15 protein-coding genes are annotated in these 14490 nt (G+C 38.2%); 7 read left to right on the top strand and 8 right to left on the bottom strand.

The annotated features are described in order from the left end of the window. From WBG45_RS02520 to WBG45_RS02510, 3 genes are all read right to left on the bottom strand, one after another. Positions 1 to 265, bottom strand: a 265-nt coding sequence (locus tag WBG45_RS02520) for an acyl-CoA dehydrogenase family protein (RefSeq protein ID WP_424412224.1), incomplete at its 3' end; no start/stop codon positions are given. A gap of 12 nt (positions 266 to 277) precedes the next feature. After that, positions 278 to 1048, bottom strand: coding sequence for a 3-hydroxyacyl-CoA dehydrogenase (locus WBG45_RS02515; RefSeq protein WP_424412223.1), 771 nt, complete (start codon positions 1046 to 1048; stop codon positions 278 to 280). Then, a complete protein-coding gene (locus WBG45_RS02510; protein ID WP_424412222.1) occupies positions 1045 to 2214 on the bottom strand; it encodes a thiolase family protein in 1170 nt (389 codons plus the stop codon). Before WBG45_RS02510 ends, WBG45_RS02515 begins: the two co-directional genes overlap by 4 nt. A gap of 193 nt (positions 2215 to 2407) precedes the next feature. Between WBG45_RS02510 and WBG45_RS02505 the strand changes: the two genes are divergently transcribed. The 5 genes from WBG45_RS02505 to WBG45_RS02485 all read left to right on the top strand — a co-directional run bounded on the left by WBG45_RS02505 (position 2408) and on the right by WBG45_RS02485 (position 5915). Then, on the top strand, positions 2408 to 2764 hold the full coding sequence (locus tag WBG45_RS02505; RefSeq protein ID WP_424412221.1) for an ABC transporter permease: 357 nt from the start codon (positions 2408 to 2410) through the stop codon (positions 2762 to 2764). 13 nt (positions 2765 to 2777) lie between these two features. Then, positions 2778 to 3425, top strand: a complete 648-nt coding sequence (locus tag WBG45_RS02500) for a PspA/IM30 family protein (protein WP_424412220.1) — start codon at positions 2778 to 2780, stop codon at positions 3423 to 3425. A 114-nt stretch (positions 3426 to 3539) separates the two neighbouring features. Next, entirely contained in the window at positions 3540 to 4244 is a 705-nt protein-coding gene (gene liaF / locus WBG45_RS02495) for a cell wall-active antibiotics response protein LiaF (RefSeq protein ID WP_424412219.1), read from the top strand. Continuing rightward, complete coding sequence (locus tag WBG45_RS02490) at positions 4241 to 5302, top strand: sensor histidine kinase (RefSeq protein ID WP_424412218.1); 1062 nt, start codon at positions 4241 to 4243, stop codon at positions 5300 to 5302. The genes liaF and WBG45_RS02490 overlap by 4 nt, the downstream gene beginning before the upstream one ends. Further along, on the top strand, positions 5277 to 5915 hold the full coding sequence (locus tag WBG45_RS02485; protein ID WP_424412217.1) for a response regulator: 639 nt from the start codon (positions 5277 to 5279) through the stop codon (positions 5913 to 5915). Before WBG45_RS02490 ends, WBG45_RS02485 begins: the two co-directional genes overlap by 26 nt. A gap of 84 nt (positions 5916 to 5999) precedes the next feature. Here the strand turns inward: WBG45_RS02485 and WBG45_RS02480 are convergent, their stop codons facing one another. The 4 genes from WBG45_RS02480 to WBG45_RS02465 all read right to left on the bottom strand — a co-directional run bounded on the left by WBG45_RS02480 (position 6000) and on the right by WBG45_RS02465 (position 10950). Then, positions 6000 to 6461 (bottom strand): DinB family protein, encoded by a 462-nt coding sequence (locus tag WBG45_RS02480; RefSeq protein WP_424412216.1) that lies wholly within the window; start codon positions 6459 to 6461, stop codon positions 6000 to 6002. Positions 6462 to 6978: 517 nt separating this feature from the next. Further along, entirely contained in the window at positions 6979 to 7467 is a 489-nt protein-coding gene (locus WBG45_RS02475) for a plastocyanin/azurin family copper-binding protein (RefSeq protein WP_424412215.1), read from the bottom strand. Positions 7468 to 8098: 631 nt separating this feature from the next. Beyond that, complete coding sequence (locus tag WBG45_RS02470; protein ID WP_424412214.1) at positions 8099 to 9871, bottom strand: mechanosensitive ion channel; 1773 nt, start codon at positions 9869 to 9871, stop codon at positions 8099 to 8101. Positions 9872 to 9927: 56 nt separating this feature from the next. Continuing rightward, entirely contained in the window at positions 9928 to 10950 is a 1023-nt protein-coding gene (locus WBG45_RS02465) for a potassium channel family protein (RefSeq protein ID WP_424412213.1), read from the bottom strand. Between the two features lie 95 nt (positions 10951 to 11045). On the opposite strand from WBG45_RS02465, the gene WBG45_RS02460 reads away from it, so the two are divergent. Continuing rightward, a complete protein-coding gene (locus tag WBG45_RS02460) occupies positions 11046 to 11693 on the top strand; it encodes a CPBP family intramembrane glutamic endopeptidase (RefSeq protein WP_424412212.1) in 648 nt (215 codons plus the stop codon). A gap of 131 nt (positions 11694 to 11824) precedes the next feature. Continuing rightward, entirely contained in the window at positions 11825 to 12193 is a 369-nt protein-coding gene (locus WBG45_RS02455; RefSeq protein WP_424412211.1) for an NUDIX hydrolase, read from the top strand. Positions 12194 to 12265: 72 nt separating this feature from the next. On the opposite strand, the gene WBG45_RS02450 is transcribed toward WBG45_RS02455, so the two are convergent. Continuing rightward, positions 12266 to 14452 carry a histidine kinase dimerization/phospho-acceptor domain-containing protein gene (locus tag WBG45_RS02450; protein WP_424412210.1) on the bottom strand — a complete coding sequence of 729 codons (2187 nt, stop codon included), beginning with the start codon at positions 14450 to 14452 and terminating at the stop codon, positions 12266 to 12268. Positions 14453 to 14490: the final 38 nt, after the last annotated feature.

Genomic DNA, 14490 nt, shown 5'->3' with positions numbered 1-14490 from the left:
CAACACCCGTTAAGCTTGCTCCTACGCGTTCCAGTTCTTCACCAATAATCACCGCGTAACGAAAATCAGTTTCTAGCCCACCGTACGCTTCTTCGACTTGAGGACATAAATAACCCATTTCTCCAAGCTTGCTCCAAAAAGATTTAGGAATCATGCGGTCTTCTTCCCACTGTTCATATTGTGGAACTGCTTCTTTTTCTAGAAATTTCCGAAGCGACTTACGGAACATCACATGTTCATCTGTTTCAAAACGATATTTCCCCATCACAATTCCTCCTTATTTCGGTTGCATACGAATCGCGCCATCTAAACGAATCACTTCGCCATTTAACATGGGATTGGTAACTATACTCTCTACTAATTGTGCATATTCACTTGGTTTGCCTAAGCGGTTTGGGAATGGAACTGAACTTGCAAGGGCAGTTCGTGCTGGTTCTGGCAGTCCTTCAAAAAGTGGTGTTTCAATAAGCCCAGGAGCAATGGCCATTACGCGAATGCCGTCTCTAGCAAATTCACGGGCAATTGGTAAGGTCATTCCAACTACTCCACCTTTGGATGCGCTGTAAGCAACTTGACCGATTTGCCCTTCAAAAGCGGCAACTGAAGCGGTATTAATAATGATTCCTCGTTCACCTTCATCATTAGGTTCATTTTGCTGCATTGCGTGTGCTGCAACCCGTAACACATTGAACGTGCCAATTAAGTTCACTTGAATAACTTGTTCAAAACGCTCGAGTGCTAATGGACCTTTTTGTGACACTACTTTTCCGGGTGTAGCAATTCCAGCGCAACTCACTAACATGTTGATTTTGCCAAAATGCTCAACTACTTGCGCAACATTTTGTTCAACTTGTTGTGCATCGGTGACGTTTGTTTTAAAGTACACAACTTGGTCGTGCCCTAGTTCTTCAACTAACGCTTGCCCACGCTGGTCATTCAAATCAAGGATCGCAACTTTTCCACCCTTTGCAACTAGGAGTCGAGTCGTAGCTTCTCCGAGCCCAGATGCGCCTCCCGTTACAATAGCGATTACTTCAGATGTTTTCATGCAAGATCCTCCGATTCTGTTAATCTCTCAATGATTGTGGCATTGGCCATCCCCATGCCTTCACAAATCGCAAGGAGTCCATAGCGGCCTTTTGTCCGTTCTAGTTCATGTAACAGCGTGACAAGCAGTTTGGTGCCTGACGCGCCTAGTGGATGGCCAAGTGCGATAGCTCCTCCATTACGATTTAATTTTGCAGGATCACCACCTATGTCCTTTAACCAAGCAAGTGGCACTGGAGCGAATGCTTCATTAACTTCATAGACGTCCATATCGTCTATTGTTAACTGTGCTTTCTCCAACACTTTTTGAGTCGCTGCAATCGGACCTGTCAGCATTAATGTTGGATCTGATCCAACAACGACACGCGTGTGAATGCGAGCACGTGGAGTTAACCCTAACTCTTGTGCTTTTTCACGTGACATTAACAGCACGGCTGAAGCTCCGTCACTCATTTGACTCGCATTGCCTGCCGTAATTCTCCCATTTGCATCAAATACAGTCTTTAATCCACCCAATGTTTCTAATGTAGTTCCTACTCTTGGACCTTCATCTACAGAAAACAGTTCAGTCGTTCCATCTTCTTTTGTTGCTTCAATTGGCACGATTTCTTTTTCAAAGCGTCCTTCTGCGATTGCTTGAAAGGCACGTTCATGACTTTGAACCGAGAATGTATCTAATGCTTCACGAGATAAATCCCACTGTTCAGCAATTCGTTCAGCTGATAATCCTTGGTTGATGATTTCATATTGTTCAAGCAATTTCTTGCTTGGCTTCGCATCGCCCATATTTGACATCATCGGCACACGGGTCATGCTTTCAACACCGCCCGCAATCACGATGTCCATATCTCCACAAGCAATGGCCTGCGCAGCAAAATGAACCGCTTGCTGACTAGAACCACATTGACGATCTATTGTGGTGCCGGGCACTTTTGTTGGGAAACCAGCAATAAGACCAGCTGTTCTTGCAATATTTCCACCTTGTTCACCGACTTGTGAGACGCATCCCAAAATGATATCTTCTACATCTCCTTTTTCAATACCGACACGATCAATTAATTTTTCTAATACGGTTGCCGCCAATTCATCAGGGCGCATATATGTTAACTTTCCTTTTCTTCTTCCTACTGCTGTACGTATTCCATCTATAATTACGACTTCCTTCATCGTTACACCTCATTTATCTAAATTGAATGAATATTCACCCACTCCTATTTTACAGAAGATTCCTTTGATTTTCTACCTCCATCTTAGATTTATCTACGTCTCAGGTCTTAGGCAAAAATGCATTTCAAGACCGTTTAGACATTTCAATCGAATTGGTACGATAAATGTACAAATAGAAGGGAGAAACAAACACATGAAAAAATTTGGATTAATTGTTATGGGAACGATCGCTGGAATCGTAGCACTCGTCAATTTAGGATCGCTACTTGGGCTAGCATTATCTGCATTACTCGTTTTCGCAGGTATGCATTTCTATTTAAAAGGAGGATCCACACTTTCTAAAGTGCTATGGATAGCCGTAGGAATTATTGGATTGCTAACAGCAGTTGCCAATGTACCTGGTTTCTTCGGAATTCTTGCAATCGTTGGTTTATGGTACGTCGTTCGAAAGTGGAAACAACAACCACTTGTACTAGCTAATCAAGCAACTGCTTTTTCTTCAGATCCTTTCACAAACTTTGAAAAACAATGGCAAGAGCTTAACAAATAAGGAGGAAACATACATGACAACATTATGGAAACGATTTAAATATGCATTCGAAGCAGATTTACACAACGTATTTGACAAAAAGGAACAAAAAAATCCGATTGCCATGTTAAATCAATATATTCGTGAAGCTGAAAAACAAACAGAAAAAACGGGCATATGGATTGAAAGACAATCCCAACTTAAATTACAGCTTGAAAAAGAGCATCAAGAAGCCCAAGAAATGCTAGTCAAACGCACTTCACAAATGGAACTTGCAAATCAAACAAACGAAGGTGAATTAATTGATTTTGCTCAATCTGAGGTTACAGCCTATACCAATCGAAAAGAAGTACTACAAGCTAGTATCTTGCGCACAACTGAGGAGTTATTTGGGCTTGAACAGAAATATGAAGAAATGAAACACAAAGTAAAAGATATGAAAGTACGCCAACTTCAATTAATGGGCAAAGAAAATGTAACTCGTGCTCATCATCAAATGGACCGTATGCTACAACCAGAATCATCGAATAATGGTGATAAGCGGTTAGCTGCTTTTGATGAAATGGAGCAATATATTGATCGCCTCGGTCAACGTATTGAAAAAGAACATGGTGTGTCTTCGATGGAACGTCGATTAGCAATGCTCGAAAAAAATGAAGAACCAAAACATGAAGTTGTGTAAAATATAAGGAAAAGCGTTTAACACAAGTAAATGCGGAGAAGGCACTCGTCTTCTCCATTTTTGATAGCGTTTTACGATTTTCTTATCACCCGTTTCGAAAAAGGAGGAATAGCTATGCAACGAATACCTACTGATCGCATTACATTTTGGCTATTGTCTGCCTTGCTACTCGTTTTTGTGGAGGTAATGTTTTTTCATAATGGAAGTGTGTTATTCGTTCTTTTTGGTGTCGGGTTAATTTACATCAGTTTGCGAAGAAAAAATCGTTTATTTTTCTGGAGCGGTGTAGGGTTTTTAGGGGTTGCCCTGATTTCCATGTGGAGTCTGCGCTTATTCATTGTTGCAACTATGATTTATATTTTAGTTCGTCTTTGGAAAGGTGATGAAACACAACAAATTATCGAACCATTTCTTGGTGATGAAACCGAAACGCCTAACGCACTCATTCAAAATAAACTTTTTTCGGTTCAAAGCACTCCTTTCCAAGCATATGAATGGAAAGATATACACGTACAGGGCTTCTATGGAAACCTGCATATTGACGCCACTCAAACAGTTTTACCAAAAGGAACTTCTCTAATTTCAGTTAGACAAGGCATTGGAAAAATCCAAATTCACGTTCCATATGAAATTCCAGTTCGCATTCATTACACAACACTACTAGGTGATGCGCGACTCTTTGGTGCGAATAAAAAACGTTTATGGAATCAATCGATTGTTCTTCAAAACGGCTATATCGAATCACAAGGTAGCGCATCTTCAGAACTGATTATCGCAGTGTCTACTTGGCTTGGGGATGTTGAGGTGATTCGTAAATGAGCGGTTTTATTGGACGAAGCTTTATACTCTTTTCACTTCTTGTCGCTTTACTCGTTTCATTATTAACGTACCTTTTGGGTTGGCCTTCTTACGAGACTTGGTTACCTCTTTGGTCGATCGAAGAAGCCAATTTACCCATTGCTATTTGGTTAGCCATATTACTACTTGGAGTCAGTATGGGCGTTGCCATTTCGATTACACAGCTGGCCAGAAAAAGAGAACGCGCTATTGATAAGTATATGCAAACCGTTCTGACCGCCGACCAACAAAGCGGAGATATCAAAGTTCCTATGGTTTCTTCTAAGTTAAAGAAATCGCTTAGCGAAGTATACATGTTAATTGCGACTCAAAAGAAAAGTTTGCTCCGGATGTCGGACGAACGCGCTGAAGGCGAAGATAAACGAATTCAAGAACGCATCATCCAAGAGCGGCAGCGTTTAGCACGGGAACTTCATGACTCAGTGTCTCAGCAATTATTTGCCGCGTCCATGTTGTTATCAGCTATGACTGAACAGCAAGAGAATGATGCTGAAGAAATTCCGAAACCATTAGCACAAGCTGAAAAAATAGTGCAACAAGCACAACTTGAAATGCGTGCCCTTTTACTTCACTTACGCCCAGCAGCACTTCACAATAAGACATTAGCGCAAGGTCTCGAAGAATTACTTTGCGAATTGCAACAAAAAGTTCATTTCACTATTCGCTTTCGACTAGAAGATGTTTCACTTTCAAAAGGTGCTGAAGATCACTTATTCCGTATCGCGCAAGAAACTTTATCTAATACTTTACGCCATGCCAATGCTAGTGAAGTTGACATTCTTTTTGTAGAACGTGACGGTCTTGCTATTTTCCGTGTTCAAGATAACGGTGTAGGATTTATGAAAGATGATGATGGTACTACTGGCTCTTACGGATTACATCACATACAAGAACGAGCGATTGAGATGGGCGGAACAAGCAAAATTGTGTCTGTCCCATCACAAGGTACCATTATAGAAGTTAAAGTTCCGGTTGAGAAAGGGGTCGAAGTAGATGATACGAATCGTCCTAGTGGATGATCATGAAATGGTCAGAATTGGTGTCTCTGCCTACTTGCAATCACAAGCTGACATGGAAGTTATCGGCGAAGCAGTTAATGGCAAAGAAGCCGTCGATTTAGTATTATCACTTCGCCCTGATATTGTATTGATGGACATGGTCATGCCTATTATGAATGGTGCCGAAGCCACAAAAGAGATTATTTCACAGTGGCCAGAAGCAAAAATCATGATTGTTACTAGCTTCCTTGATGATGATAAAGTATATCCTGCGTTAGAAGCAGGTGCTGTCAGCTATGTTTTGAAAACATCTAACGCTAAACAACTTGCCAAGGCAGTTCGAGAAACATTAGATGGTCAAACCGTGTTGGAACCAGAAGTGACCAATAAAATGATGAAACGAATGCGCCAAGGAATAGACCGTCCTCTTCACGAAGAGTTAACTGAACGTGAACATGAAATCTTATTATTAATGGCTAAAGGCCATAGCAATCAAAATATTGCAGATGAATTATTTATCGCTTTAAAGACTGTTAAAACGCATGTAAGCAATATATTATCTAAACTTGACGTGCAAGACCGCACACAGGCTGTGGTCTATGCTTTTCAACAAGGATTAGTGCCGAAAAGTTAGAATAGCTTCCCTTATAGGGAGTTTACCTTGCACAAAAAAAGGAGTGAATTTGACATGTACATGTCTAAATTCACTCCTTCATTGTTATGCAGTTACTTTATTCAAAGCGTAAATAGTGCCAGCATGGATTCCTTCGTGCCAAATCGCAAATTGAATGACGGCATCAATCGTTGCCATTTCATGAAAGTTTCCAATGGACATAACTTTAGGAAGTGAATGATCAAGTTTCCCTGATAAAATCTCTTCTACTCGACTTGGTTGTTCTGCTAGTGCTGCAAGAAGTTCTTCATTTGTTGGTGGTTCAACATTCCAATCTTCTGGCTTCGAACCGCCTTTAAACAAAGGCATCCATTCAGGATGTACAGGCTCATACGTTGGTACGCATTGTTTAATGAATGATTCCATTGATACAAAGATATGCCCAACATTCCAACGAATCGTGTTATTAAATCCTTTTGGTTGAATATCCCATTGTTCATCTTTCACTGATTGTAAACGACCATTTGTATAAATTCGTGCAAATTTCATTTGACCGATTGTTTCCATTTCCATCCACCTCATACCTTCAGAATAAAATAAGCGTATCTGAAATACTTGGAAAAAGAAATAGCAATTAATAAAGGGACTGTCCTAAAAGTTAGAAAATATGACTAAGGCAGTTCCCTTCTTTATTTAGTGTGGTAGATTTTCGTTCCCAGACGGACGCTTTCCGCGGGCATGGCCTCAGCCTCCTCGACGAGCAAGCTCGCCTGCGGGGTCTTCCGCTCACGCTATTCCCGCTGGAGTCGCCGTCTTTCACTCTAATCAAACATAAGTTCATTATGTGCAAACCACACAATTATAACTGGTTACAAGGCTCAAATATTGGTGCAGAACAAGAATCATTTTTCTTAACGGGTTCTGTTTTCGAGTACAAAATATAAATTATAAATTAACATAGGCAAAAGGATATCAAATCGCTCTGATTTCGTTATCCTTTTTTCGTTGATACAGAACTTGTTACATTTTTCTCCACTTATTTTATATTAGGGACTTATTAGACAGCCCTTTCTAAATATGTCTTTTACTCAAATGCCACATTATGTTGTGCAGAATCTTGGTTTGTCCAAGTGATAACTGTTCCTGGAGCTACTGTAATGCTCTCTTCACTAAAAGCATAATCAGCTATATCAAGTGTTGCTTCTCCAGAAACTGAAGCCCCTTCTTCCACAACCACTGTCATTTTCATTACTGGATGTGGTTCACAATATACATTAAATTCTCCGACTTCATTAAAGACAAAGCTTGTCATATCACCTTTTTTCAACATTGGAGATGCTTCCCCACTTGCCGCTTCAGCTGCATCTGTCATAGGTTCTTCAGTTGTTTCTTCTTCAACCACTTCTTCTTCTTTTGCTGCTTCTTCCTCTACTACCTCTTCTTCCACAGCTTCTTCAGATGTATCCATCTCTTCTTCAACAGGCTCATTGCTAGCTGGTTGTGCTTCTTCTTCTCCACATGCACCTAATATCAACATGCCGCCGATAAGTAAAACTCCTAATTTCTTTTTCATATTAATCCCATCCTCTCGTCTATCATTTCTTAGTAAACGAAAGAACTTGGGGAAAAGATTACATTTTATAAAACTCTTCAAATTCGAGATCAATTTGAGAGTTTCAGACGTGAATGGGTTTTTTTAGACGTTAATTCCATTTTTTCAGACGTCATCTCAATTTTTCAGATGTGAACCCCAAAAAGTCAGACTGAGGGACCGCTCACCCTCTAAAACAGTACCTATCCCACAGAAAAACCCGATAAGCGCAAGCGTTCGTTCGGGTGTATTCAAAGGTTTTCTTCATATTTAGTGTGATTGAAAAGTCTTGAATGGTGCTGCCAATAGGTCAGGCAGCAATTTCTGTTGGGTGGCGTTCTGGATATGATACTGTTTTCAGACGTGATTTTCATATTTCCTACGTCAGGGCTGTTTTTTCCTACGTGGATCTCTTTATTTCCTACGTGAAGTCTCAGAATTACAACGTGATTGCTTATATTTACTAGGTGACATGTCATTTCTCCAAATGTTGCTTTCACAATATGCTGTATAAGTCATATTAGCGTTAAAATCTTCACTCTAACCACTTCTTTTCAGCAAAAAAAGCAGTAACCCCTTTTTACGGGAGTTACTGCTCTTTACTTTTTACCACTTATGGTCGGAATGGATCATCACTTGGTTTAGTGCTATTCCAACTGTCATGTGCATCTTTATTGAATGAAGATCCTTCATTTGGAGGAGTTTCATCATAAGGATGAACTTCGTCAGCAGAAGGAGTATTGTAGCCTTCGTCAGCTGGCATGACATCATTTAATGGTCGTGCTTCATCCACATGAGCAGAAGACCCACGTAATCTTTGTTCCGGATCTTTATCAGTTTTAAAAGATTCTTTTAATGATTCTTTAATTGTTTCTTTTTCAGCTTTATAGTTTTCTTTCGAAACTTCAGCATTTTGTAAACTCTTTTCCATTTTACTTAAGTAGCGAGATGCATGTTCACGTCCACCAAGTCCAAATGCTAGACCGAATGCTAATGCAACGCCACCTAAGATTAGAATAAACGCTGAGTTAATAATTGAAGCTGCAATTCCTAATTGGTCTAAAGCCATAAAGAATGCGAATGCAAGAATCGCATATTTAGCTACATAACGTAGTACATGAGGAGTACCTGAAGAATGACTCATCACGCTTCCTACCAATTGCTCAGCCATATTCGCTAACCAGAAACCAACTGCTAAAATAATAATGGCAGCAAGAACTGATGGTAAGTATGCAAATATTCCTGTTGCTAATGTCACCATAAATTCTAGTTCAAGTAGTTGTAACGCTTCTACTACAAACAATAAGATAATGACAACTTGTACAACTGTACCTAGTAGTGTTGCAAACGTAGGTGCTGAACCAGTTCCTGATTTAAAGCCCATTTTACCGAAAATAGAGTTAACACCCAGTTTTTCAAGTAAAGAAACGACTAAATCTTTTACCCATTTAGCTGCAACGATACCAACTAAAACTAGAACAATAGCGATTGCGATTTTTGGTAACATCGCTAGAATGTCATTTAACATGCCAACTGCTGGGCCTGAAATGCCATCTAAATCTAAAATTTCAAGAGCAGTAATTGATACTGGAATCATGATTAGGATAAAAGCAATGATTCCTACTACTTTCGAAAGGCTAGTCCCTTCGAAGAATGAAGAAATATTTAAACGGTCTGCTAAACGATCTGCTCCTGCTGACTGTAAAAACTTCTCTAGTAAGTTACGAACTAGTTTCGCAACGAACCAGCCAATAAAGAATACAATCGCTGCAGATACTAACTTAGGAATAAAGTTAAAGAAGCTTGCTAGCATTCCTTCAAACGGTCCACTTAACCCGTCAATTCCTAAAGCATTTAAAATTGCTGGGATGAATAACAAGAAAATAAGATAATACGCAACATTTGCTGCTGTATCCGTCCATTTTGCTTGATCTGAAGGATTTGCATCCATTCCAGTCTTCTCAACATATTTGTTTAAGTTCAGCTTGTTGCCAGCCATTTGAATGACTTTTTTCACGACAGTTGCTAATACCCAAGCAAATAACAGAATTAAGCCTGCTTTTAAGATGTTTAATACTGCACCTGTTAAACCCGAATACATAGATACAAAAGGTGTTGCCATTGTATTTAAGTTCAAAATGTTAAAGAATAGAACAAACGCTAGAATTAAGACAACAAAGAAAACAACTTTACTTATTATCTTTTCTACTGTCCATTTTTCGTTTTTGTTACCTAATCTTTCGTTTACACGTGCTTTACGTAATACTTTGTACGTAAGGTTTTCTAAGAACTTTGCCACAAAAAATCCAATTAATAATACCAACAAAGCTAGCAAAAGTTCTGGTAAGAATGAGAGAGTATCTCTCCAATAAAACTGATCCATCATGACGTGTCCTCCTTTTAAATTTCGCAATTATTTGTATTTCTTTCAACAATACACATTTACCCTCTGCATTCCTTTTTAAACTTTTCGCTTGCATCTTTCTCTCCATAAATAACTAGAATGTCTTTATCTTGTAATTTTTCATCTGAAGAAGGATTGCTTATTAATTTTTCGCCACGGCGAATAGCTAGCACCGTAATGCCCATTTCCGAGCGAATGGCCGCTTCTTTTAACGTTTTTCCAACTAACTTGCAAGCATCCTCTAGAGAGACTTCTTCTAAAGACTGTTCCTTTTCTTTTGTATGAATCAGTAAATTAACTAAATCAGTACCTTCTGGTCGCAGTACAGAGCTTACTAATTCACGCCCCCCAATAGTAGAAGGATTAATAACTCGACTAGCGCCTGCACGAAGCAATACTTCTTCAGAGCCCGCGTTTTCTGCTCTAGAAACAACTTCAATCTTTTCATTTAAAGCTTTAGCTTTAATCGTTATAAAAACATTGTCAGAATCGCTCGGTAAGGTCGCAATTAACCCTCTTGCTTTTTCAACATTCGCTTCTTTTAATACCCCATCATCTAACGGGCTACCTATTATACGAAGGGTTCCTTCTGACAAAATTTCAACCATTTCTTCCTCAGAATCATGAATGTACACGACTTGTACATCCTCTTCTTTTAATTGTTCAAACACTTGTTTTCCAACTCTGCCTAATCCGCAAACCACGATATGATCTTCCAAATTTTTAATATTATGTTCCATTCGTTTATTCCACACCTTTACTGAAAGTTGATGTTCAATGAAATAAGAAGCCACTGCTCCCATGGCGTATGTAACAACGGCAACACCCAGAGGAATTAGTATTAATGCAAATGTTTTTCCTGCGTCCGTTTCCGGAACTATATCACCGTACCCTACAGTCATTAAGGAAATAATCGTTAAATAAAAAGCATCAAATAAGTCTATATTTTCTAGTGCCATAAAACCACTTGTAGCGACAACGACCAAAATAATTAAACCAATGATAGCGAATAATATATGACGGAACCGCGTGCGTAAATCCATCCATTTAGATGTTTTCATTCAATCACCTACTTATTTTTATTCATCCTTCTTTTAAATACCCTTCTTGCATCCTTTTTACACGAAAATCGTTCAATTTAATTGGAGGTAAAATCATGAAAAATTGGACAATATTATATCCTCTTATCTCTGTCGCTCTGTTGCTTTGGATTGAACAAGTACTAGAGGTACCTTATTTATGGAAAACAGCAGCAAAAGTTCTTCTTTTTCTTGCCTTTCCTTTACTTTTTTTGAAGGTGAAAATATTCGGTTTTTTACATTTGAGAAAAACACAAAAAAAGAGCATCTTTATAGCAGTAGTGGTAGGTTTCGCAGTTATGATGACGATTCTAGGTGCTTTTATTTCCCTAAGAAGTTTAATCGATTTAGCGTCTTTGCAAATGGATTTGGAATCGAGAGTTGGCGTCACCGCATTAGTTTTTCCTCTGGTTGCAATTTACATATTGATTGGTAATTCATTTTTAGAGGAATTTTACTTTCGAGGATTACTTATAGATTTTTTTAAAGATTCCAAGTTACAATGGTTTCTTCCGAGTTTCTTTTTCGCGATTTATCACATTGCGATTTTCCTTCCGTGGTTTGAGTGGCCCATATTAACCGTGGCTGTTGTCGGACTATTTATTGGCGGATTGTTATTTCAATGGATAAATGAAGCAAGTGGAACTATCTATCCATCATGGATCATACATATGTTTGCTGATTTAGGCGTTCTATTAATAGGCGGTTATATGTTCTACGGTTAGAAAACATATCGTTTACGGTCCACCTCGACAATTTGATATTTATTATCATATAGAGTCTGTAAGTTCTAAATATTAATATGTGTAAAAAATAATTATTTAGTAAAGAGGAAGATGAAATAAGAGGTGTACTAATGATTTCACAAGCTCTTGTCTTACAAGGAAACAAGATTTTAATGGTTAAACAATTCGTCCAAAGAGGAGATATCGTATGGAATTTTCCAGGCGGTGGAATTGAAGGTATGGAAACTCCCGAAGAAGCATGTGTTAGAGAAGTTAAAGAGGAAACCGGATATAACGTTGTTATAAAAAGACTCCTTTTCAAATCATCTAACAAGTTTACTTTCGAAGCAGAAATTACTAGCGGACATTTATATCTCAATATCAATAATGAAGACAATGAAGATATTTTAGATATTGCTTGGGTTTCAATTGAAGAAAAAGATAAATTTGATACGTATACAGCACCCTTATTAGAATTACTAAAAGATTGTTTGTTTTAAACAAAAAGAACCCAATTCGATTGCGAATTTGGGTTCTTTTAGGTTTTCATAAAGTTTTTAATGCTAGCAAAATTAAACGGTTTGAATCGACACGGTGACTTTGAATAAATCTCCATCTACTTCAATGCGCATGGAGCCTCCATGCAAATCAACAATGGATTGGGAAATAGCTAAGCCTAAACCAGATCCTTCTGTATGACGCGATGTATCCGCCCGCTTAAAACGTTCAAATAATTCATCCACATTTTCACCCAGTTCATATCTCGTAACATTTTTGATAATAAAATTTGCACATCCATCTTCTTCTTTTAGCGTTACATAGACTCGAGTTCCAGGTAACGTATATTTAATAGCATTGACGATCAAATTATCTAGTACTCGCCACCACTTTTGACCGTCTACATAAGCAAGCAAGTTTTTTGCAGGTGGAGTTACACGAAAGTCTAATTTCGCACGTTGAATTTGTTCCTCATGTTCAGCCAAAGCTTGTTGCATCAATTGGGTTAGATCAACCTTTTGTTTATGGAGTTCCATATTGCCACTAGCCATCTTCGACACTTCAAATAAATCTTCGATTAATGTTTTCAGTCGTTGTGATTTACGATCCAAAATTTCTACATAAGATATTCGTTCTTCATCTGTTAAGTCAGGTTTCTTCAATAAATCCGTATAGGTGATAATGGAAGTTAACGGTGTTCGCAAATCATGACTCACATTCGTAATCAACTCGGTTTTTAATCGTTCACTTTTAGCTTGTTCAGACTGTGACATTCGCACACCTTCACGAAGTTTATTCAAATGTTGTGCGTGTTCTGCAAATACAGACTTCCCACGAATCTCTACATCTCCAATTATTTGTCCCTTTGCCATTTGTTCAGTTGCGAGGGCTAATTTGTTGTAATTTGCCACGTGTTTGAACAATAGATATAGAACCGGTAACACAACTACTACAAAAAGTGGTGCATACGCTAAGATAAGTACAGGTGCTATTATTACACCTCCAAAGCCTAATCCTGCAAACAAGATGACAAACAAAAGTATCACTAATTGGTTGCCTAGGGATCTTTTTAAAAAGGCTTCTTGCATCATACCCACCAACTTTTGGGACATGCTGTTTCCCCAAATTTGGTTGACTTCATTATTACGGTAGTCTTTAATCAACCAAATTAATTGAACGATTATTAATGTTAAGAATAGAATCATGAAAACGAATAATAGTCCTGTATTTACTATGTTATCTCCAAGGAGATGATTATAAGTATGGCCGTCAATGCGTCTGTCTAATGGATAGTACGTATTAAACAAACCAAATACAGTAACTAAAATGCCTCCTACACGCCATTCAAGTTTTAACTGTTTTATTCTACTTGGAATTGGTATCTTAAGAACTTCTTCTTTTTCCTTTCTGTACAGCCAAAAGGCCCCCGTTGCAGCTAATACTCCTAATATGCAAGTTACAATAAAAAACCATTTGCTCTGCTCGTAATATCGCATTTCTGCTAGCTGTTCATTTGATACCATGCCTTTAGGTATGATGAACGTGCCACTAAATTGAGAGGATTCATCTCCTACTAATTCGTATAAATTAAAAATTGATAAAGCTTCTAACTCATCATTTTGCACACTAAAATTTTGATCTAATGAGGAGACGGTCAAATACCCTTCTTTTTGGTTGAAAACTTTTGTATATGCTGCTTCTTCTTTCATATCTCCAAACTTAAAACTTTCACCTGTTTCAATATTGGTTAAAGTATAGGCAAGTGATTTTTGATTTACCTTAGCTTGTGATACAAGATTTGAAATATGTGCATCATACTTGTGCAACACTTCTTTTTTGGCAGAAAGTATTTTTTCACGCACAGTTTCGTCATTCATTTTCCGTATATCTTCAATTTTGGTGTCACGGACATTTTCAAGTTCTTCTTTTATTACGGTTTCACCATTTCGCTCAGCTTCGTTGATTAATTCTTGATATTGATCTTGAACCGACTTTATCTGTTCTATTTGCGATCCGTAATAACTCCGATATTCTTCTATTTCGTAGGGCTCAACTTCTAGCTTTTCAATCTCTTTATCAACATCAAGCCTACTTAATAAAACTGGTCCTATTTCTTGAATTTTATTTTCAAATGACCCTTTAAAATATTCAGAATCGAAGTATGAGCCACCAACGTATTTTGGTCCAACTGAAACGAGTGAGGTAACCGCGAATAAAACTATACTAATTAAAACAAAAAAGACCCATGCAATATTCTTCATCGATTAAGCCCCCCCTTTCAAAATGCGCGTCAATTGTA

The organism is Paenisporosarcina sp. (assembly GCF_049671445.1).
Classification (GTDB): domain Bacteria; phylum Bacillota; class Bacilli; order Bacillales_A; family Planococcaceae; genus Paenisporosarcina.
This window is presented reverse-complemented; position numbering and strand designations above follow the sequence as displayed.